Here is a 19,195-nt window from a genome sequence, read left to right as displayed (position 1 = left end):
AGCCGGGCTTCCTTTCCGCCAACCGGGAGCGAAGGGCAGACGCATCTTGCGTCCGTCGTGCGGCGAACTGTAGCGGCGGGCCAAGCGGACACACAAGAGCACTGGTCGGCAGACGGCAGCCTGCGGACCCAGGGGCGCTACGTGCAGGCGAGCAGATCGGCCAAGGCGGCCAGGCTCGTGACGCACCTCTCCGTCGTCTGGCTGGGCTGGTAAACCGCGGCGGCACCGCGATCGGGCCGTCGCAAATACACGGCCCGCCAGCCCGCCGCTTGGGCCCCTTGCACGTCGTTTTCCCAGTCGTCGCCCACCATCAACAGCCGTTGCGCCGGCAGTGCTAGCTGTTGGGCGATCGATGCATAGAAGCCCCGATGCGGCTTGCGTTTGCCGAGCTGCGACGACACGAACACGGGCACCTCGGCCGTGGCCGGCCAGGCTCGAACGAGCGCCAGGAGCCGTTCGTCGAAGTTCGACGCCACGCCGACGATCAACCCCGCCGCACGTAAACGCGCGAACAGCGGCGCCACGTCAGGATCGAGCACCCAATGTTCGGGTCGGGCAAAGTGATCCCAAAGTTGGGCGAACAGCGCCGTCGGATCGGCAGCGTCGGGAAACACGGCCGCGACGATCGACTGCCAGCGGCGGCGTTCGCGCAATTCGCTCGTGGCGCCGTCGCCCGCCAGGCGGTCGATGTCCTCTTCGGCGTCGAAGGCCCGGCGAAACCGCGCCAGGACGGTGGCCGGATCGACCTGCAGGTCCCAGCGCTGCGCGGCGGCGGCGTAGGCCTCGGCCACCGAAGGCCGGGGGCGAATCAACGTGCCGACGGCATCGAACAGCACGGCCGCGACGCGCAGCACATCGCCGGCCCGCGCGTCGCCCGGCTCAACAGGCGCCATTACAGCCCCCGGCTGAACAGACCCAGATCGAGCCCGAAGACGAACAGCATCAGGCTGACGATGAACAAGAATCCGGCGTAGTGAAAGGCGAGCACGATGTTCTCGCCCACCGGCTTGCCGCGGATCCATTCCAGTGCCAGAAACACCATGTGCCCGCCGTCGAGGATCGGGATCGGCAGGAAATTGATCACCGCCAGGTTCGCGCTGAGCATCGTCAAGAACAGCAGGAAGTCGGTCAGGCCCTTGTCGGCCGATTGCTTGGCCACCTTGACGATCGTGATGGGCCCGCCGAGCATGCGAATGTCGATCTGCGTGCCCAGCTTGCCGAGGAAGCGGTAGACCTGCAGCAAGGCATACTTGGTTTCGGTCGCCGCCAGGCTGAACGCTTCGCCGACGCTGCGAGCGACGACGGTGACCATGATCGGCCGCGTAAACAAATCGCGGTCCGGGTTGTGCCAGCCGGGCACCTCGACGGGCGCCAGCTCGTACTTCTGGTTGTCGGCCGTGTAGAGGACCAGGCTGCTGTCCTTGGGCAGATCTTGCAGCATCTGAAAGACGCCCGGATACACGAGCCTTTTGTCGCCCAGCTCGAGCGGCTCGCGCGAACTTTCCGACGTGGCTTTCGGCAGCTTGAACTCGACTTTGGCGATGACTGCGCCGGCCGGCACGCCGGCCTTGGCGGCGGGGCTGTCGGGCACCACGTCGACCACGCGATTGTGGACTTCGTAGGCCAATCCCAGCGCGGAAATGGCCACCGGCTGGCGCATCGGAAACGTCATATGATTCTGAAACAGCTCGGTCACCGGCCGCAGCTCGACGTCGGTAAAAACGAGCGGCTCTGCTTCGCCGGCACGCTGAATCGTGAGCTTGACCTTTTCGCCGGCGCGGCGGCGCAGCCGATCGCCCAAGGTCAGCGGGTCGCCCGGCGACTCATCGTTGATCGCCGTCAACAGATCGCCTGGCCGCAGCCCGATCTTCGCGGCCGGCGAATCGGCTTGAATCTCGACGATCGGCCCCAGCTCCATGATCAGGCCGACGTTGCGTATCGGCCGCGGCGCGAGCGCCACTTCGAGTGTTTCGGGCGCGGCTTGCGGCTGTGGTTTGCGGAACCAGTGGGAAACGATCTCGCCCAGGGTCAACCGGCCGTGGTTGTCTTGTACGCCGGGAGTCCGCGCGATAGTCAGACGCAACGAATCATCCGGCCGCGCCGCAAAGATCCGGCTCACGTCGGCCAGAGACTTGACCGGCTGCCCCTCGACGGCCGTGATCTCATCGCCGCTGACCAAGGGCGGCTCCGTCTGTGCGCCGATCGGCTCGGCATCGGCCGCTTCCTGTTCGGGCACGATCACCTTGAGCGTGTTTTGCGAGAGCATGCCGATCATCGGCACCGGCCCCTGCAACGGTACGACCTTGAGCGTATCGACCTGTCCTGTGCCGTAACGCTTGACAACCATCTGAATGCCGTCGGAGACGTCGCCCAGCGCGACACCGCTTTGGATGTCGCGGTAGAAGGGGCGCTCGATGTTGCCCAGCTTGAGAATCTCGTCTCCCGATTGCAGGTTCTGGGCCCAGGCCGGGCCCCCGGGAACCGTACCGCCGATCAGGCAGGGCTCGAGGTTCACGCCCCAAGCGTAGGCACACATGGCCAGGCCGAAGGCGAAGATCACGTTCATGATCACGCCCGCCGAGATGATCGCCATGCGTTGCGGGACGCTCTTGGCCAGGTAGCTGCGCGGGTCGTAGATCGGCGTGCCGTCGGCTTGGATGCCGACCAGCGACGTCGTGTCGGAGTCCTGTTGCATGACGCCGGTCGACTTGGCGCGCTCGATCTCTTCGGCCACGCGGGCCGGGTTGTCTTCCTGCCCGAGCATCTTCACATAGCCGCCCAGGGGCAGGATGCCGATGCCGTATTCGGTTTCGCCCCAGCGAAACCGCGCCAGCCGCAGACCCCAGATGTCGAAGCCCAAGTAGAATTTCTCGCACTTCACGCCGCACCATTTCGCGACGGCGAAATGGCCCAACTCGTGCACGAAAATCACCAAACCCAGACCGACGGCGATTTGCAGCGCGGCCAGCACAAACGCGGCGTCAACCGTCGCAATCAGGCACAAACCCACTTGGCAACCTCCTGACGAGCCCAGCGATCGAGCTTCAACAACTCGTCAAGCGTAGGCTGCGGATCGAACGTATGTTGGTCCAACACGCTGCGGCAAGCCGGCACGATTTCATCGAAGGCCAGCTCGCCGTTCAAGAACCCCTCGACCGCCGCTTCGTTCGCGGCATTCAGCACGCAGCCAGTCGTGCCGCCGGCCCGGGCCGCTTCGAGCCCCAGCGCCAAAGCTGGAAACCGCTCGAAATCGGGCGGCAGGAATTCGAGCCGCTGCGGCTGCGTCCAATCGACCCGCTCGGCCACGCCTTCGCGCCGCTCGGGATAGTACAGCGCATACTGAATCGGCAGCTTCATGTCGGGCGGACTGAGCTGCGCCACGACCGAGCCGTCGATGTACTCGACCATCGAGTGGACGAACGATTGCGGGTGAATCACCACGCCGATCTGCTCGGGCGCCAGGTCGAACAACCACCGGGCCTCGATGATCTCCAAGGCCTTGTTCATCATCGTGGCCGAATCGATGGTGATCTTGCGGCCCATGTCCCAGGTCGGGTGCTGTAAGGCGTCGGCCACCGTGGCCGCGGCCATCTGCTCGCGCGTCCAGTCGCGAAACGGCCCGCCGCTGGCCGTCAGCACGACGCGTCGCACTTCGTCGCGCCGGCCGGCTTGCAAGGCCTGGAACACGGCGCTGTGTTCGCTGTCGACGGGAATAATTTCCGCGCCTCGCCGCCGGGCCAGGTCCATGACCAGCGGGCCGGCCATGACCAGCGTCTCTTTGTTGGCCAGGGCAATGCGCTTACCGGCTTCGAGCGCGGCCCAGGTGCCGTACAGGCCCGCGGCCCCTACGATGGCCGCCACGACCACATCGACCGTCGGCCGCCGCACGGCTTCGGCCAGGGCGTCCGGGCCGATGAGCAGCTCGGTGCCGGCCGGCAGTTGCCGCGTCAGTTCGGCCGTGCCCGCGCCGGGCTCGGTTGCGACCACCCACTCGGGTCGCACGCGCTGTGCCTGTTGAGCGAGCTCCTCCTGGCGACGATGGGCCGAGAGTCCCACGGCGGTCAGCCGTCCGACCGAGGCCTCGATGACCGCCAGCGTGTTGCGCCCGATCGATCCCGTCGAACCCAACACGGCCACTCGCGTCGCGCTATTCATAATGGAGAGATTCGCTGACGAGCCGTGATGAGCGGGCACCGTATCCCTGGCCTGCGGAGATCCGCAATTCACACGTCATTACGGACTTGCGGGGGGACCAGGTTCAATCGGGGGCCCGCTGCCCGACGCCTTGGATGGCCCCGGGACGGTGCCAGCGGCATTCTAGGCGTCTGCGCTTCAACCACACAACCCAAGCGGACTTAAGCCCAGGACACACCCCCGTTGCGGCGTTGTTCGCGGAGGTCAAGGCCCCTACGATGAGTTAGGCTTGCGTTGCCGCCGGGCCAGGGTTTCCGGCCCAAGTCGCCGCGATCGGCTGTGGCCCGAGCCCCTTTCAGGATCATCTGATAGCGTCTTATGAGCAAAAAAATCGACAAGGATGCCCTCCGCAAGCCTGGCGACAACAAGAAGTCGCCTCAGCTTGGCAACAACGTCGTCTGGTATCTGGTCGGCGTCGGGCTGTTGACCGTCGTGCTGGTCAGCCTGTTGACGAAAAAGCCCCAGGTCGAGCTCAGCTACGGCGACTTGATTGCCCTGATCGAGCAGGGCGCGCCCCAGGAACCCGAGCCGCCCGGGGCCGGTTCGGACGGAGCGCGGCGCAAGATCGACGTCACCGAGGGGACCGAAAAATCCCCCCGCGTCGTCGAATACTCGAACCTCAGCGACGCCGACTTGCTGATCGACAAGTACGAGATCACCGGCAAGGTCGATCGTCGGGTGCTGCGCGAAGGTTCCCGCACCTTCAGCGATCAGGAACAAAAGAAAGACGCGGGCGTACGCTTCGTCACCTATCGCAAGGGTTTCGAGGACGACGGCGGCTATCTGCTCCGCGCGCTCAAGGAACATCAATTCAAGAAGTTCAGCGCCGAGCAGGCCGAGGGCCCTTGGAGCTATTACGTTTTCACGCTGGGGCTGACGCTGCTGCTGTTTCTCGGGGTGTTCCTCATGTTGCGGCGGATGGGCGGGGCCGGATCGCCGATGGCCTTTGCCCGCAGCCGGGGCAAGATGTACGCGCAAGAGGACATCGGCGTGACGTTCGACGACGTGGCCGGCATCGACGAGGCCGTCGAGGAGCTGCGCGAAGTCGTCGAATTCCTGCGCAACCCCGAAAAATACCAGGTCCTGGGCGGGCGCATTCCCAAGGGCGTGCTCTTGGTGGGACCGCCCGGAACGGGCAAGACGCTCTTGGCCAAGGCCATCGCCGGCGAGGCCGGCGTGCCGTTCTTCAGCCTCTCGGGCTCCGATTTTGTCGAGATGTTCGTCGGCGTCGGCGCGGCCCGCGTGCGCGATACGTTTCAGCAAGCCGAGGCGAAGGCGCCCTGCATCATCTTCATCGACGAGCTCGACGCACTGGGCAAGACGCGCGGTTCGAGTATTGTCGGCGGTCACGACGAGCGCGAGCAGACGCTCAATGCGATGCTCGTCGAGATGGACGGTTTCGACTCGAACAGCGGCGTGATCGTGCTGGCCGCGACCAACCGGCCCGAGACGCTCGATCCGGCGTTGCTGCGACCGGGCCGGTTCGACCGCCACGTGCTGGTCGATCGCCCCGACGTCCGCGGCCGCGAGCGGATCCTCGACGTGCACGTGCAAAACGTCAAGCTCGGCGAGGACGTCGATCTGAAGGACGTGGCCCGCATCACCTCGGGTTTCGTCGGCGCCGACCTGGCCAACCTGGTCAACGAGGCCGCGCTGCTGGCGGCCCGTAAGGGCAAGACGGCCGTCGGTATGGACGAGTTCAACGAAGGCGTCGAACGCGTCACGGCCGGTCTCGAAAAGAAGCAGCGCGTGATGCATCTCGAGGAAAAGCAGCGCGTCGCCTATCACGAAAGCGGCCATGCCCTGGTCGCGTATTCGCTGCCCAACACCGATCCAGTGCACAAGGTCTCGATCATCCCGCGCGGCCTGGGGGCCCTGGGCTACGTCATGCAGCGGCCCGAGGAAGACCGCTATCTGCTGACGCAGGCCGAATTGGAAAGCCGCATCCTGGTACTACTGGCCGGGACGATGTCGGAAGAGTTGATCTTCAACGACGTCTCGACCGGAGCACAAAACGACCTGGAGCGCGCCAGCGAGCTGGCCCGTAGCATGGTGATGGACTACGGCATGAGCCGGTTGGGCCGAGTGAGTTTCCGCGAAAGCGGCCGGTCGCCTTTCCTGGCCGGCGGCGGCGAGCTGCCGCGCGAGCGCAGCCACAGCGAGGAGACGGCCCGCGAGATCGACCAGGAGATCAAGCGGATCATCAACGAGGCACTCGACAAGGTGCGGCACATTCTCGATGCTCGGCAACAATCGCTGCACGCCATGGCGGCGCGGCTGATCGAAAAGGAAGTGATCGACGCCGTGGAGCTCAAGGCGATCATCGAGGCCACGAGCGCGAGCCCCTTGGTCGTGCCCGGCACGCTTAGCGAGCGCAAGCGACCGGGCGGAATCGTCGAGGCGAAGCCCGACGCGGGTGCGGCCGGCGCCGAAGCGTGAACCGGCGCCGCGCCAAGTGTCAGGAAGTGCGGGGCAACAGCCCGGCCAGTGGCGGCCCGGAATTGGCGTCGGGCCAGTTGTACACCTGGCGAAACGCCAGGCGCACGGTCGAGGTGACGGTTTGCTGATTGAGCGGCTTGCGCAGCACAAACAGCGTCTGCAGTTGGATCGCCTCGCGCACGACCTGCTCGTCGGCCTCGGCCGACATCAGGATGCAAGGCAACAGCGCCTTGAATTGGCGTACGCGGCGAATCGTCTCCAGCCCCGACAGCCGCGGCATGTGCATGTCCAACAGCAGCAGGTGCACGTCGCGCTGCTTGACGATCTCGAGCGCTTCTTGGCCGTCGGCCGCCGCCAACGTGCGGAAGCCGCGCTGCTCGAGCAGGCCGCGCAGCGTCTCGCGCAAGCCCGCGTCGTCGTCGGTGATCAGGATGTTGGGTGTTTCGGCAATCATGAGTCGGGTCTCATGAAGAAACCGCAGGTGCAAGACAGCGCTTTTCCAGCGCGGAGCAACTTGAGTACCAATCAGCTTCCCATCGGACGCCGCAAACGCTGCGCAGCGCCTAACTGCTCGTACCCTATCTACTTATAGCTTGCCGACCGGATCTCAGAAAAGTCAGACTGGGTATTTTGGGGTGAATCTCGTGCGGCGATTTCCTGCAAGGTACTGCCATTTCGGCAGGCATAGGTGGCCAACGAAAAACCCCGGGGTGGAGCCCTCCCCCGGGGTGGTCGAACGACGCGGGAAACACTTTTAGCGGCGCAGTTTGCGACGTACGGCGAAGGCCAGGCCCAGCGCCCCGGTCGCCAGCAGCACGACGCTCGACGGCTCCGGCACGGGGTTCAGGATCCGCTCAAAGGCCTCGATCCCCTCGTGCGCGGCGCTGTGCGACAGGCCATAGTTGAAGGCGATCAAGATCGGGTCCGAAGGCGTGTAGCCGTCGGCCTCGATGCAGAACACCAGGCCGTACAGGCCCGCTGGCGACGGCACCGGCGACAGCAGATAGTCGCTGTGCTGGTGCCAGCCTGCGGCGCCGCTGTAATGGCCCCAGAACAACGGCGCCGACACGCCCGTCGCGTTGGTCACGTCCAACGTGTCGCCGTCGACGTTTTCGACTTCGAGCGTCGAACTGCTCGATACGACGTCGGTGCCATTGAAGTACAGCAGCTTATGTTTCGCGACGATGTTGAGATCGGTGCCTGCCGGAAAGCCGGATCCCGGCGTGGGAATCTCGATGCCCGGCAAGGTCGCCAGAATCAACGTACCGCCCACCAGGTTGAAGTCGCTCTCGTAAACTGACGCGTCGGTCAGGATGTTCTTGTTGGCATCGGCGGTGACCATGATGGGCACGCCATGTGCCGCAGCGCGGCTCACCATCGCGCACGACGCGGCGACCATCAACACGGTAATCAAATAACGCATAGGAGTCTGTTCTCACCAAGGGTGTCAAAAGCAAAGGGGTTTAGTCCCGCGCCGAACCCAGACATGCGGGGCAGCGCAAGGCGCTGCACCAACCGGGCAGGCTGAAGAGACGCGGAGGTCGCGATCGCTTCCAGGACGACGATCAGGCCCGTGATCAACGGAGACCACGGCGGCGGCGCGGAGGACGGTCCGTCGGTGAAGACGACCGTCAAGCGGCCCGCCCTAATGCGTCACTGGCAGCCCTCCCGTCAGGCGGACCTTGCGCGGCGGCAGGGCAAAATTCACCCCGTCGTCTGCCAGGCCCTTGAGCACGTTCGCCTGGCGCGCTTCGACGTGCGCATCGGCGAACAGCAGATGTGAAGTGCCGTCACTCCGGTCCGGCTTGCCGGCCGACCAGTGGCGATCGGGCGCCACCTCGGCGATCAACTTGATCCACACGCGGTGCTTGTCGATGTTTTTCTGCAAGAACCAGTCGTGCGGGTGGACGTGATCGAACGTGACGCTCGTCGGATCGCGTTGCTCGCTGCCTTCCATCGCGACCAGCGTCTCCGAGAGTGGCCGCATGTGGTTGACGTTGTGGATGGCCCCCTCGATGTCCATGCAGATGTAGCTCGACATCGGGTAGCTGGTGCCTTTGTGCTCCAACCGCGTGGGACCAGTCGGATCGTTCGGGCAAATTCGCACCTGGTCGACGTTTTCCAGGAACGGGGCCAGCGTGTAGACCCAGGAGTTCTCTGTACCGGCGTGTACGCTCTTGGGGAATTCGCCGTTGTGCTTGTCGGTGAATTGCTGCAGGGCGAGGCCCAATTGCCGCATGTTGTTCACGCACTCGGTGGCCGACGCCTGGGCGCGAACCATTTGTACCGCAGGGAACAGCATGGCCAGGACCACGCCGATGATCGCCACGACGATCAGCAGCTCGATGAGCGTCAGCCCGTGGCGGCGCAACAGTAAATACGTGCGGCGAGATCCACCGCGCGCTTGAAAATTGTAGGGCTGACCCGCAGCAGTCATAACGGCCGTCAATCCATAGCTATGACGGCTCGTTCCTCGTCTGGCGACTAATTTACTAGCGCCGCGTGCCGGGTCAATTCCACGTGGCGCAAGTCGCGGCAAAATGCCGCAGTGCAACCCGGGTGCCCTGTTGCGACGTCAATCGGCCCGGACCTGCACCAGCCCCGGGCTTTCGATCGCCGCCGTGGCGCCGCAGGGGCCATCGACATTAACCACCTTAATCAACAGCAAGTTGCGACCCGACTGCAGGCGGACCGCGACCCGGTCCTGGCCATAAACCACCGCGCGGTGGGCCGCAACGCGATGAATCTCCCGGCCGTTGAGCCATGCCTTGCAGCCGTCGTCGGTGCCCAGCAGCAGGGTCGCATCCTGATCGCTGGCGCTGTCCAGGTAGACGGCCAGGTAATGCACCGTACCGGCCTGGCGTTGACCGCGGTCCTTCATCCGCGCTGCCAGGTCGACGACGGGAAAAGTCGCCTGGCCGGTCGTCACCAATCCGGCGGCGATCGTTTCCCAGCGGACCGGCGTTTTTTTCAATCCGGCAAAGGTTGCGGCGCTGTCGAGCGTCTCGGGGTGCTCCTCGGGAGCTTGCGGCCGATCCAGGGCGTCTGCCTCGCGCCCCTCGAAGGGGCCGGCATAGCGGAACCGCGCTACCTGCGCGAGACCGTTGCGCAGCGACACGAGATACGCCAAGAGATCGGCCGCGTCTTGCGCCGTAATATCGCGCAGCACCAGCTCGGGCATCAAGGATTTCGGCTGCGGCTCGATGGCCGTCACCTCGGCCGTGGGCAGGTGCAGCAGCTTGCCCTCGGCATCTTTCAGTACCAATCGCTCGTCGGTCCGCTCGACGACGAACCCGACGTAGACTTGTCCCGAGTCGGTCTCGACCAAATAGGGCACGTATTCCGGCGCGATGGCCTTCGACGGATCGAGAATCGTTTCCAGCAGTGCTGCCCGTTCGTACTTGCGGCCGATCTGGCTGAGGTCCGGCCCGAGATCGCCGCCGAGACCGCCCACCACGTGACATCTCCGGCATTGTGCGGTCTCGCTGGCAAAGATCTGCTGTCCGCGCGCCGCATCGCCGTCCAGGTCGAGGATCTCCGCCGGGCGGATCGCGCTGCCCAAGCGTTGCGGACGTTCGCCCGGTGGCAAGAACCGTTCGAATAACACGCGCACGTTGGTATCGGCGTGCTGCCGCGCCGCCGACACGGCCAGATCGCGTAACGGATCGGCCAGCTTCTGCTCGTCGATCAGTCGCAGGAGCACCAGCGCCCCGGGCGAATTCTGCATGGCCATGGTCACGGCCTGCCGCGCCAACTCACCGGTTTCCGGAGCCGTGAGCACCTGGCGAATCGTGGCCCACGACTGCAGTTGGACGAGCGCCGCCAGCGCCGCCTGTTGCACGTCGGGCACGCTGTCGTTCAACAGCGGGGCGAGCACTTTCTCGGCCTCCGGCGAGCGCAGCGCCGCCAGCGCCGCGATTGCCGCCACGCGCGTCCCCGGCGGTAGTGTCGCGTCGGTAGCCAGGGCCACGACGGGATCGCTCAGGCCCTGGATGCCGTATTGCGCGATGAGTTGCAGCGCCGCCAGCCGCGTTTCGGGATGCTGGATCGCCACCGCCAGGCTCTGGGCGAGCGAATCATCGGCGGTCAACTCTCTCCAAGAGGCCTGCAGGTTCGCGGTCAGTCGTTCGAGGGCCTCGTTGCGCAGCGTGGCGTCGGCGGCCTTGTTCGCCACGAAGCTCAGCAGCGTCTTGCCGGCCTCGAGGCTCGAGCAAAGACACAGCGCGTGCACCATCTCGCGACGCGATTCGAGCGAAGTCGATTCGTCGGCCAGGCCGGCGGCCAGCAACGAGGCTGCTTGCTGGGGATCGAGCACCTGGAGCAACTGGATCGTGCCGGCGGTGCGCGGCGCATGACGGGCCAACACGTTGAACAAGTCGGTCTTCCGCTCACCGGCGGCAATGTTCAGCGTTTCGAGTTCGTAACGGTCGTTGCCCGAGTAGGCCTGCGCGCGGCGGACGAGTACCTCGAAGGCGCGCGGCTCGGGGATTCCCGGCAAGGCCAGCAGCACCTCGCGGCGCACGGCCGGGTCGGGATCGTCGGCCAAGGCCAGTATTTCCGCGGCCGCTGCGGAGCCGTGCCGGCGCAAGATACGCACCGCCAATGCGCGGTATCGGGCATCGTCGTGATGCAGCTCCGCGGTGACGGCGGAACGGGCCTCGCCCCCGATGCGGTCGAGCACCCACAGGGCGCGCGCCGCGACGTCCGGGCGCGATTCGCGCTGGTTGGCGATCAACTCGAGCAGCGCCGGGACGCTCGTTTGTGGTTCGGCCAAGAGCCGTTCCCGCGCCAAGAACTGGGTCGCCAGGTTGGGGCTCGCCAGGGCCACAACGGCATCGGCCACGGACGCATAGGGCCCCGGCTGTTCGCGGCGGGCCAGCGACTTGCCGCGCGGCCGCACGACAAAGATCCGGCCTTGATCCGGATTGTTGTAGGCATGACCGCCGACGCCGCCGTCGTACCAGTCGGAAACGTAGACTGAGCCGTCGGGCGCGGTACAGACGTCGTCGGGGCGGAAGTAGTCGTCGCCTTCGCTGGTCAGAAACGTGCGGCTCGCGGCCCGCTGACCAAAACCGGCCGGCGTGTGGCGATAGACGCGCACCTCGCGCGGCCCGGCATCGGCGTGCAGTGGCGCGTCGCGATAGTCGGGGCCCAGGGCATCGCCCTCGTAGTAGCAGATGCCGCACGGCGAACCGAAGCCAGTCACGAGGGTCGCGGGCACATAGCCCGGCATGTGGGCCCGAAAGTGCCAGCCTTCGGCAAACGGGATGCTGGGATCGACCTTGGCGGGCGGCGCACCGAACCAGCCGTAGTCGCCTCGATCGAGGATCCAGCAGATCCGCGTGCTGAAATTGCCGTCGTTGTCGTTGTCGCTGAGATAGGCCTCGCCGAACGAGCTGACGCAAACCTCGTACGGATTGCGGAAGTTGACAGCCACGAGCTCGAGCTGGCGGCCGTCCAACTCGCCGCGCAAGACGGCGCCCCAGCGATATCGGACCCGCGTGCCGTCGGTCCCCTGGACATTGAAGCCGCCGTCGCCGTGCGACATCCACCATTTATGGTCGGGGCCCAGCACCAGGCTGTGCGCGCCATGATCGTGGTTGTAGCCGCCGAAGCCGGTGAGCAGTTTTTGCGGTGGACCGTCGGCCTTGAGGTCGTTGTTGCGGTCTTCATACACCCACAGATCGGGGCTCGTAGCCACATAGACCTTGGGCCAGGCGACGCAGATGCTCATCGGGCAGTACACGCCCTCGGCAAACACGGTGCTGCGATCGGCGCGGCCGTCGCCGTCGGTGTCTTCGAGCACCTTGATCGTGTCGGCCGGCGGCCGATCGGCAAAGCGGCGGTAGTACTTGATCTCGGCGACCCAGACGCGGCCTTGCGTGTCGACGTCGATGGCCGCGGGATTCACGACCAGCGGTTCGGCGGCGAACAAATCGACGTCGAGCGCCGGATCGATCTTGAGCGATTGAAGCTCCGCTTCGGCCGCTTGCTGCGCGCGTGCGCCGGCGACCGCGTGCACCAGAACCAGCAGGACGATGGCAAGACGCAGGGCGAGGCGGGTCATAGGAAGCGGGGGCTCGTGCGGAAGCGGGGGCTCGGTAGGCGCGGCCGCCATGATACTCCCGCGGCCGCAACGGCGGAAATTCCGCTACATTCCCACCCTCCGACCACCCCGCGGCGATTCGCGGCGCATAGGCGCGCGGGCCGGCTCTAACCAGCATGGAAAGGAGCGGACGTGCTCGTCGAGCGTCTCACCTCTTGAGGCATCACTTCCATGCGTGGCTTCTGCAACAATCGCGTCTTACTCTTGGCCCTGGTCGCGGGACTGTTCTACGTGGGCCATGCCCTGCACCAGGGTTCGATTCGGCCTTTGCCCTCGATGGCCGGCAAGGCCGTAGCCGAAGAACGTTTGCGGGGCGATCACTACAGCATTCAGGCACCGGCGCCGGCCTTTCCCGTGTGCAAGGGCTTCGACTGGGAGGCTTTGCCCAGCTCAGGCGACGAGCCGCGGGCCTTTCGCGCGAAGGTGCCCGGCGGCTGGCTGATCGCCACCACGCTCGAGTCGCACGGCGGCGCCGGCGGCGTCAGCGTGCACACGCAGTTCGTGCCCGACGTGTATTACTGGTGGGAGCTGCGCTGAAGACCCGCGCGGCTCGCAGCCAAGCGCTCGAGGCCGCCTTCCAGAGATCGCGCATCTGCGCGCGGGCTGGCGGCCCGTTGAGTTCGTCAGCGGAGGGCTACCGCTTCTGCAGACTGAACTGGCAGACGTCGATGTGGCCGGTGCGGAAGTAATGGGCCGATTGCGTCAGGTAGCGCATGTAGCGGTCGAACACCTCGCGCGAGGTGAGCGCCACGGCCTGCGACTCGTTTGCCGCAAGGTTTTGCGCCCAGCAGGTCAGCGTCCGGGCATAGTGCAATTGCAGCGATTGCAACCGGGTCAGCTCGAAGCCCTGCCCCCGGGCAGAATTGATGATCGCTTCGCGCGCGGGGACCTGGCCGCCGGGAAAGATGTGATACTTGATGAATCGCATGTAGTCGATCAGCTCGGCCGACCATTCCGGCTCGTCGGGCAAACGGGTTTCGTCCGTCCCATGCACGATCGAGTGAATCATCATGCAACCGTCGGCCGGCAGCAACCGGCGGCAACGGGCAAAGAATTCCTCGTAACGCTCCACGCGGAAATGCTCGAAGGCGCCGATGCTGACGACCCGGTCGACGGGTTCGTCGAATTCCTCCCAGCCTTGCAACCGATATTCGGCCAACGGCTGGTCGGCGGCCAGTTGCTTGGCATGGGCGTGCTGATTCACGCTCAAGGTCAAGCCGATCGCGTGCACGCCATATTTCTCGGCCGCGCGCCGGACGGTAGCTCCCCAGCCGCAGCCCACGTCTAACAGCCGTAGCCCTGGCCGGAGATTGCATTTCGAAAGCGAGAGGTCGACTTTCGCGCGCTGCGCCTCGGCCAAGGTCATGTCGTCGCGCTCGAAGTAAGCGCAACTGTAGGTCATCGAGGGATCAAGAAAGAGGCGGTAAAAGTCGTCGGACAGGTCGTAATGGGCCTGAACGTCTTCGTAAAACGGACGCAGCTTGGGCATCGCGAAGCGCTCCTCGAGGCGGGTCGATCCATCTCCTCAAAAGCGTACGGATTCGGTCTTTGTTTCTCATCACCCTCAGTTGGCGGAGGTGACGTCAGATTGACGAATTGATGAGCTTAATTGACTTCAATTGACCCTGGTAGATGCATCAATTATGCACTTGTCATGCTTGAAGAATTCTCGTAAGCCCTTTTGAATGAATGAATTGCGAAATCTGTCCTGGTTGGGTGTAACAAGCCGGCACGACGGACGCATTGAAGGGTGTCAGAATCGCAGACAACTCGCCGGGCCCAAACGAATCTGGCTGGCGGCTGTCGATTCACCAATCCTGCCCAGGAGTGCACCCATGTTCGCCGGAATCGCAAATCGTTGGTCCAATCGTGCGTTGCGTTGCGTGTTTGTCGCTGGCCTGTTGAGCCCCGCCGCTCAGTCCCTGGCGGGCGACGGCTTTGCGCCGAAGGGTTTTGCGCCTTCGCTGCAGCGGTTGAGCGCGCAGGTCGAAAGCGCCCAGGCAGCCCGATATCGTTCGCGCCGCGGCCAGAAAAAGAATGAGTCGTACAGCTACCATTACGGCACGCCGACCTCGCCGAGCGTGACGCGCTACGTCGTTCCGCAGCAACCGCATTACGTGGTCACGCAACCGACGCCCTACCTGGTTCCGCAGCCGCACTATGTGCCGACCCCGGTCGTGCCGGCGACGTTCTACGAGCCGATCTTGGGCCTGCGTGGCGTCCGGCTCTCGGGCTACGGTATCCAGGTCATCGACGTGCAGCCTTGGGGCGCTGCCTATCGCGCCGGCGTCGAACCGGGCGACATCATCGTCCGCATCAACGGCGACCAGGTTTACGGTCCGTCGTGCGTGCAGCGCGTGCTGGCCGGTCAAGACTCCGACTTCGAACTGCTCGTGCTCGACGTGCGTACCGGCCGCATGGCTGTCCGCTGGGCAGCGCGGCAGCCTTACTAAAGACGCGCAACAACCAAAGCACCACCAGCACGGGCCAGCGGCCCGTGCTGGTTTTTTTTTTTTGCGCCGAGCGCTGCACCCCGGGGTGGCGATCAAGGGGCAGTCGTCAACGGTAATTCGTTACCCTGAATGGTCGATAACGCCCGGTAGGTGTCGAGGTCGATGTTGTCCTGCACGAAGCGGACCGTGCCATCGGCAAACAGGAAGTGTCCGCCTCCGGCGTGATCGCTGCGGAAACCACTCGTGCGGTGTGCGCCGCCGCCCAGCGCCGGCCCGGACCCGTCCCAGTCTTCACTGGCGCGGCAATTCACTAGCGCCGTCAGATTGGTGTTGATCACCGTGTGAGTCACCGGATTGGTGTTCAACTTGTCGAGCGTGCAGCCAAAAATGCTCGCCAGGTACAGCCCGCGCGTTTGCGCGTCGCTCAAATTGGGGCTCATCATCCAGAATTGCCACGCGGGCAGCGACTGGCTGTTGGCCGTGGTGCACGTGCCTGGCAGGCCGGTGCCTTTCCAGCACAACGGCTGGCACGGCGTCTTCAGCACGCCGACGCCTCGCGTGCAGATTTGCCAGCGGGGCCCTTGCGCACCTTCGCCCATGGCAAAGGTGTAGCTCAGCCCGTCGTGAATCATGTTGGTCCGGCAGGCAAAGCTCGCCCCGTGGTTGGCCGACTCGACCGGGAAGGAAATGTCGAACATTCCGCGTTCGGTCACGGCGTATCCGGCCAGCCCGCTGGTGGCGCTCAGCGAGTCCCAATCGGCGATGGCCCCCGCCGCGGGGCACCAGGCGTCGTTGATACCCTTGGAGAGCAGGTAGTCGGTCGTCGCAAAAGCATCGCCGATCGACAGCGGCTCGGGCAGCGCCGAGTTCAGCTTGGCCAGAAAGGTATTCAAATAACGCGTCGTCACCGGGTTCGATTTGCCCCCATTGCTGGGGCATTCGAGCACCGGTACGACGTGCGAGGCATAGGCCGACGACTGCCGGAACCAGGGCTGGTTGGCCTGATAGGTCCCGCCCGACCGCAAGTTTTGCTCCACGTAGGGCAGCAGCGCCGAGAAGCCCGTTTGATAGGGCGCCAGCCGGCCCAGCTTGCCGTGGGCAAAGTCGGGAGGGTTGTCGTAGGCACCGTAGGTGACGCCGCTGGGAAACGAGCCGGTCGCGGTGTTGTAGTTGTGCAGCGCCAAGCCCAACTGCTTGAGGTGGTTGGCGCATTGCATCCGCTGTGCCGCGCCCCGGGCTGCACCCACGGCGGGCAGCAGCAGGGCCAGCAGGATCGCCACGATGGCGATGACCACCAACAGCTCGATTAACGTGAAAGCGCCACGCGGCGAATCTGCGCCGGTTGTCCGGCGCGGGCTCACGTTCGGGCGACGGGGGGGTGTTTGCGCATGCGACGGCATTCGATCTCTATTCCAATCCGCTTCCAACGGACTGGCAAGCGAATGTCCGACCTGGTCTTAGGGTTCTTCACGATCGGCGATCGACAGCTTCGCCTCGTCTGAATTTCCCTTCAGTTCCGGGGCATACATCGCCCAGGCACGGGCCGGTAGCGCGCTAAACTGCCCCGGTACCTCGGCTCGCAACCGGTAGGTCAGGCTGTGGGTTCCGCGCGGCAGGAAGCGGACGAAGAAACTGGCTCGATCGTCGCGCAGTTCCTGGTAGGCGCCCAAACCGTGGCCGACGTAGCCGCTGAGCAGCTCGACCGGCTCGCAGCCCGCCGCCTTGAGGTCTTCGAAGATCACATACTCGTAGTCGTTCTTGCTGTCGATCACCAGCTCGACCTCGACGAGGTCGCCGCTGGTCAACTGGCCGGGACTCGTAAGCTCTTCGCGGCGATATTTTTCGACGCGCTGCGCCACCACCTGCCCGCGGCTGCCCGCGACGGTGGCCGTCGCTTCCTCGGGCACCAGGCGGTACAGCTTGCGCTGGACTTTGACTTCCAGTCCGGCCGCCGTGATGAACTCCTCGAGCGTGAAGTTGGTCGTGTAGGCGTTGTAGTACAACGGTCCGCGCCCGCGCTTGCGAATCTCGATCGTGTGCTGGCCGGTCGTCAGGGCGTCGCCCTCGAGAACCAGCACGTTGTCGAACTGGAACAGGTTGGCCGGCGTGATTTCGACGGCCCGTTGCTGGCGGCCGTCGACCCAGAGTTCGACGGTCATCTCGGGCCGGCCCTCGCCGCTGGCCTGGATGAATTCGGCCAGCGCCTCGATGCACAGGGCCGTATCGCGGGTCGAGTTCCACCACGTGCCGTGGCGGCGATTGTTGATCAGGTATTTGGCCACGCGCGACGCGCGCCGGCCTTGCGGATCGACCTTGGCCAAGAGCTTCAGGTAATAGGCCTGCGATTCGTATTCGCTGCCGTACCAGTTCCACCAGGCGTTGCCCTCCGGCAGGCGCAGCCAGGCAGTCTGGTTTTCATCGTCCTCGACCACGAATTGCTCGATGTTGCGCACCAGCATCTCGAGCTGCTCGCGCTGTTGCTGCTTGTGCAGGGCCAGCGCGAACATCGCCTTGCTATAGACGGACAGGTGCTGGCGATCGCGGTAGATAAACTCGCGCATCGCGGCGTCGGCCACGTCGGCATCAGCCAGCACCATGTAGACCAAGGCGTCGATCTCGTCGGCCAACGTCTTGTAGGGTTCGGTCTTCGTGGCCGCGTTCGTGAGCATCTGCACTTGTTCGGCCTGATAGCGCTTGAGCCACTCGACGCCGTTTTCCAGCACGCCCGGCACGAGCGCCAGGCCATTGCCCTGGGCCACTTGCAAGCCATGCACGACCGTCGCCGTGGTGTGGGGTCCGGACGATTCGCCCCACCCGGAGAACCAGCCCCAGCCGCCGTCGGACAACTGCATCTCGGTGAGCCGCTTGACTCCCTCGGCGACCATGTCGTTCAAGGTCGCCTCTTCGAACACCGGATTGCGCTCCCAGTGCTTCCAGCGCCGGGCGCGCTCGGCCGGATCGCCGATTTCCTGCGCGTTGAGATTGACGCGTTTGTTCTCGATCGCGGCCAGATCGAGCCCCAGCTTTCGCAGGACGTTGGCCGTGATCACGGCCGGCACGAACCGGTTGAGCGTCTGCTCGGTGCAGCCGTAGGGATACTCGGCCAGGTACGGCAGCGCGTCGACCATCGCATAGGCCAGGCTCGGCGAATAGCGCAGTTCGAGCCGCGACAGCTCCGGCCGGCGCTCGGCCGGGATGTTGATCGTCAGCCGGGCCTGCTCGTCGTCGGGACGCAGGGCGCCGGCGACCGACTCGGTCTTGAGCATGCCATGCACCTTGACGGGGAACCGCTGCTCGACGGCGTCCGACTCCTCATCGCTGAGTGCTTTCATGCGCACGACGGCCTCGCCTTCGGCCACGGCCTTTACGCGCCAATCGACGCGCGCTTCGCCACCGGCTGGAATCGTGACCGTCCGGGTCGACTCGTCGAGCGCCGCCAGCGCCGGCCCGTCGAGTTCGAGCGCCACTTGCACCGACTTTTCGCCGGCCAGGTAGTTGTGCACGTTGGCCGAGAGGACGACTTCGTCGCGCTCGACAAAGAACCGCGGGGCCTGCAGCCGGACGATCAGGTTCTTGCGCGTCCGGACCTCGGACGACGCCTCGCCCACCTGCGTGCCGGGGCCCATCGTCCAGGCGCGAATCCGCCAGGTCGTCAGGTTCTCGGGCATCTTCAGCGAAACGTTGACGATTCCCTGGGCGTCGGGCTTCAGATCCGCGGCCCAGTAGGCCGTGTCGGCAAACTCCTTGCGCACGGTCGGTTGCACCAACTCGACCGCGCGATCGGCCGCCGCGCTCTTCTGTAGCGCCATGGCGCCGGCCGGCGCGCCTTCGAGAGCCGCGGCCTCGGGCGCTGGCGCCGCCATCGGCACGGCGGCGGCCATCGCCCCGGCACCGCGGCCCACGCGCCGCACCATGAGCTCATCGACGACCGTTTCGCCGAACATGCCCAGGTTTTGCATCGGCACCGCGTCCTTGGGCACCAGGTTGCCGTACATCATGCCCA

General features: G+C 65.2%; 13 protein-coding genes. 3 read left to right on the top strand and 10 right to left on the bottom strand.

Going from position 1 to position 19,195, the window contains the following annotated elements:
- Positions 1 to 137: 137 nt before the first annotated feature.
- From K1X74_07240 to dxr, 3 genes are read right to left on the bottom strand one after another with little or no spacing between them, the layout of a single operon-like run.
- Entirely contained in the window at positions 138 to 893 is a 756-nt protein-coding gene (locus K1X74_07240; GenBank protein ID MBX7166128.1) for an HAD family hydrolase, read from the bottom strand.
- Positions 893 to 3,010 carry a site-2 protease family protein gene (locus tag K1X74_07235; GenBank protein ID MBX7166127.1) on the bottom strand — a complete coding sequence of 706 codons (2,118 nt, stop codon included), beginning with the start codon at positions 3,008 to 3,010 and terminating at the stop codon, positions 893 to 895. The genes K1X74_07240 and K1X74_07235 overlap by 1 nt, the downstream gene beginning before the upstream one ends.
- Positions 2,995 to 4,155, bottom strand: a complete 1,161-nt coding sequence (gene dxr, locus K1X74_07230) for a 1-deoxy-D-xylulose-5-phosphate reductoisomerase (GenBank protein MBX7166126.1) — start codon at positions 4,153 to 4,155, stop codon at positions 2,995 to 2,997. Before dxr ends, K1X74_07235 begins: the two co-directional genes overlap by 16 nt.
- 357 nt (positions 4,156 to 4,512) lie before the next feature.
- On the opposite strand from dxr, the gene ftsH reads away from it, so the two are divergent.
- The gene (gene ftsH, locus K1X74_07225; GenBank protein ID MBX7166125.1) at positions 4,513 to 6,633 is read left to right on the top strand and encodes an ATP-dependent zinc metalloprotease FtsH; all 2,121 of its coding nucleotides are present in this window, start codon (positions 4,513 to 4,515) and stop codon (positions 6,631 to 6,633) included.
- A 19-nt stretch (positions 6,634 to 6,652) separates the two neighbouring features.
- Here the strand turns inward: ftsH and K1X74_07220 are convergent, their stop codons facing one another.
- The 4 genes from K1X74_07220 to K1X74_07205 all read right to left on the bottom strand — a co-directional run bounded on the left by K1X74_07220 (position 6,653) and on the right by K1X74_07205 (position 12,700).
- Positions 6,653 to 7,087 (bottom strand): response regulator, encoded by a 435-nt coding sequence (locus K1X74_07220; protein ID MBX7166124.1) that lies wholly within the window; start codon positions 7,085 to 7,087, stop codon positions 6,653 to 6,655.
- Positions 7,088 to 7,387: 300 nt separating this feature from the next.
- A complete protein-coding gene (locus tag K1X74_07215; GenBank protein MBX7166123.1) occupies positions 7,388 to 8,056 on the bottom strand; it encodes a PEP-CTERM sorting domain-containing protein in 669 nt (222 codons plus the stop codon).
- A gap of 222 nt (positions 8,057 to 8,278) precedes the next feature.
- Positions 8,279 to 9,070, bottom strand: a complete 792-nt coding sequence (locus K1X74_07210; protein MBX7166122.1) for a DUF1559 domain-containing protein — start codon at positions 9,068 to 9,070, stop codon at positions 8,279 to 8,281.
- A gap of 138 nt (positions 9,071 to 9,208) precedes the next feature.
- A complete protein-coding gene (locus K1X74_07205) occupies positions 9,209 to 12,700 on the bottom strand; it encodes a HEAT repeat domain-containing protein (protein MBX7166121.1) in 3,492 nt (1,163 codons plus the stop codon).
- Between the two features lie 210 nt (positions 12,701 to 12,910).
- Between K1X74_07205 and K1X74_07200 the strand changes: the two genes are divergently transcribed.
- Positions 12,911 to 13,276, top strand: coding sequence for a hypothetical protein (locus tag K1X74_07200; GenBank protein MBX7166120.1), 366 nt, complete (start codon positions 12,911 to 12,913; stop codon positions 13,274 to 13,276).
- Between the two features lie 97 nt (positions 13,277 to 13,373).
- Here K1X74_07200 and K1X74_07195 read toward each other — a convergent pair whose 3' ends face one another.
- Positions 13,374 to 14,228 carry a class I SAM-dependent methyltransferase gene (locus K1X74_07195; protein MBX7166119.1) on the bottom strand — a complete coding sequence of 285 codons (855 nt, stop codon included), beginning with the start codon at positions 14,226 to 14,228 and terminating at the stop codon, positions 13,374 to 13,376.
- 346 nt (positions 14,229 to 14,574) lie between these two features.
- On the opposite strand from K1X74_07195, the gene K1X74_07190 reads away from it, so the two are divergent.
- Positions 14,575 to 15,192: a PDZ domain-containing protein gene (locus tag K1X74_07190; GenBank protein ID MBX7166118.1), complete on the top strand. Its 618-nt coding sequence runs from the start codon at positions 14,575 to 14,577 to the stop codon at positions 15,190 to 15,192.
- Positions 15,193 to 15,284: 92 nt separating this feature from the next.
- On the opposite strand, the gene K1X74_07185 is transcribed toward K1X74_07190, so the two are convergent.
- A complete protein-coding gene (locus K1X74_07185) occupies positions 15,285 to 16,592 on the bottom strand; it encodes a DUF1559 domain-containing protein (GenBank protein ID MBX7166117.1) in 1,308 nt (435 codons plus the stop codon).
- Positions 16,593 to 16,649: 57 nt separating this feature from the next.
- The coding region (locus K1X74_07180) for an alpha-2-macroglobulin (protein MBX7166116.1) at positions 16,650 to 19,195 on the bottom strand (2,546 nt) is incomplete at its 5' end.

It is taken from the genome of Pirellulales bacterium, assembly GCA_019694435.1.
Taxonomy (GTDB): domain Bacteria; phylum Planctomycetota; class Planctomycetia; order Pirellulales; family JAEUIK01; genus JAIBBZ01.
The sequence above is the reverse complement of the archived record's forward strand: the minus strand, read 5'-3'. Positions and strand labels throughout refer to the sequence as shown.

Bases quoted from the DNA above. Each gene is read 5' to 3' on its own strand.
- K1X74_07240 (MBX7166128.1), bottom strand. From the start codon at position 893: ATGGCGCCTGTTGAGCCGGGCGACGCGCGGGCCGGCGATGTGCTGCGC.
- dxr (MBX7166126.1), bottom strand. From the start codon at position 4,155: ATGAATAGCGCGACGCGAGTGGCCGTGTTGGGTTCGACGGGATCGATC.
- ftsH (MBX7166125.1), top strand. From the start codon at position 4,513: ATGAGCAAAAAAATCGACAAGGATGCCCTCCGCAAGCCTGGCGACAAC.
- K1X74_07220 (MBX7166124.1), bottom strand. From the start codon at position 7,087: ATGATTGCCGAAACACCCAACATCCTGATCACCGACGACGACGCGGGC.
- K1X74_07215 (MBX7166123.1), bottom strand. From the start codon at position 8,056: ATGCGTTATTTGATTACCGTGTTGATGGTCGCCGCGTCGTGCGCGATG.
- K1X74_07210 (MBX7166122.1), bottom strand. From the start codon at position 9,070: ATGACTGCTGCGGGTCAGCCCTACAATTTTCAAGCGCGCGGTGGATCT.
- K1X74_07205 (MBX7166121.1), bottom strand. From the start codon at position 12,700: ATGACCCGCCTCGCCCTGCGTCTTGCCATCGTCCTGCTGGTTCTGGTG.
- K1X74_07200 (MBX7166120.1), top strand. From the start codon at position 12,911: ATGCGTGGCTTCTGCAACAATCGCGTCTTACTCTTGGCCCTGGTCGCG.
- K1X74_07195 (MBX7166119.1), bottom strand. From the start codon at position 14,228: ATGCCCAAGCTGCGTCCGTTTTACGAAGACGTTCAGGCCCATTACGAC.
- K1X74_07190 (MBX7166118.1), top strand. From the start codon at position 14,575: ATGTTCGCCGGAATCGCAAATCGTTGGTCCAATCGTGCGTTGCGTTGC.
- K1X74_07185 (MBX7166117.1), bottom strand. From the start codon at position 16,592: ATGCCGTCGCATGCGCAAACACCCCCCCGTCGCCCGAACGTGAGCCCG.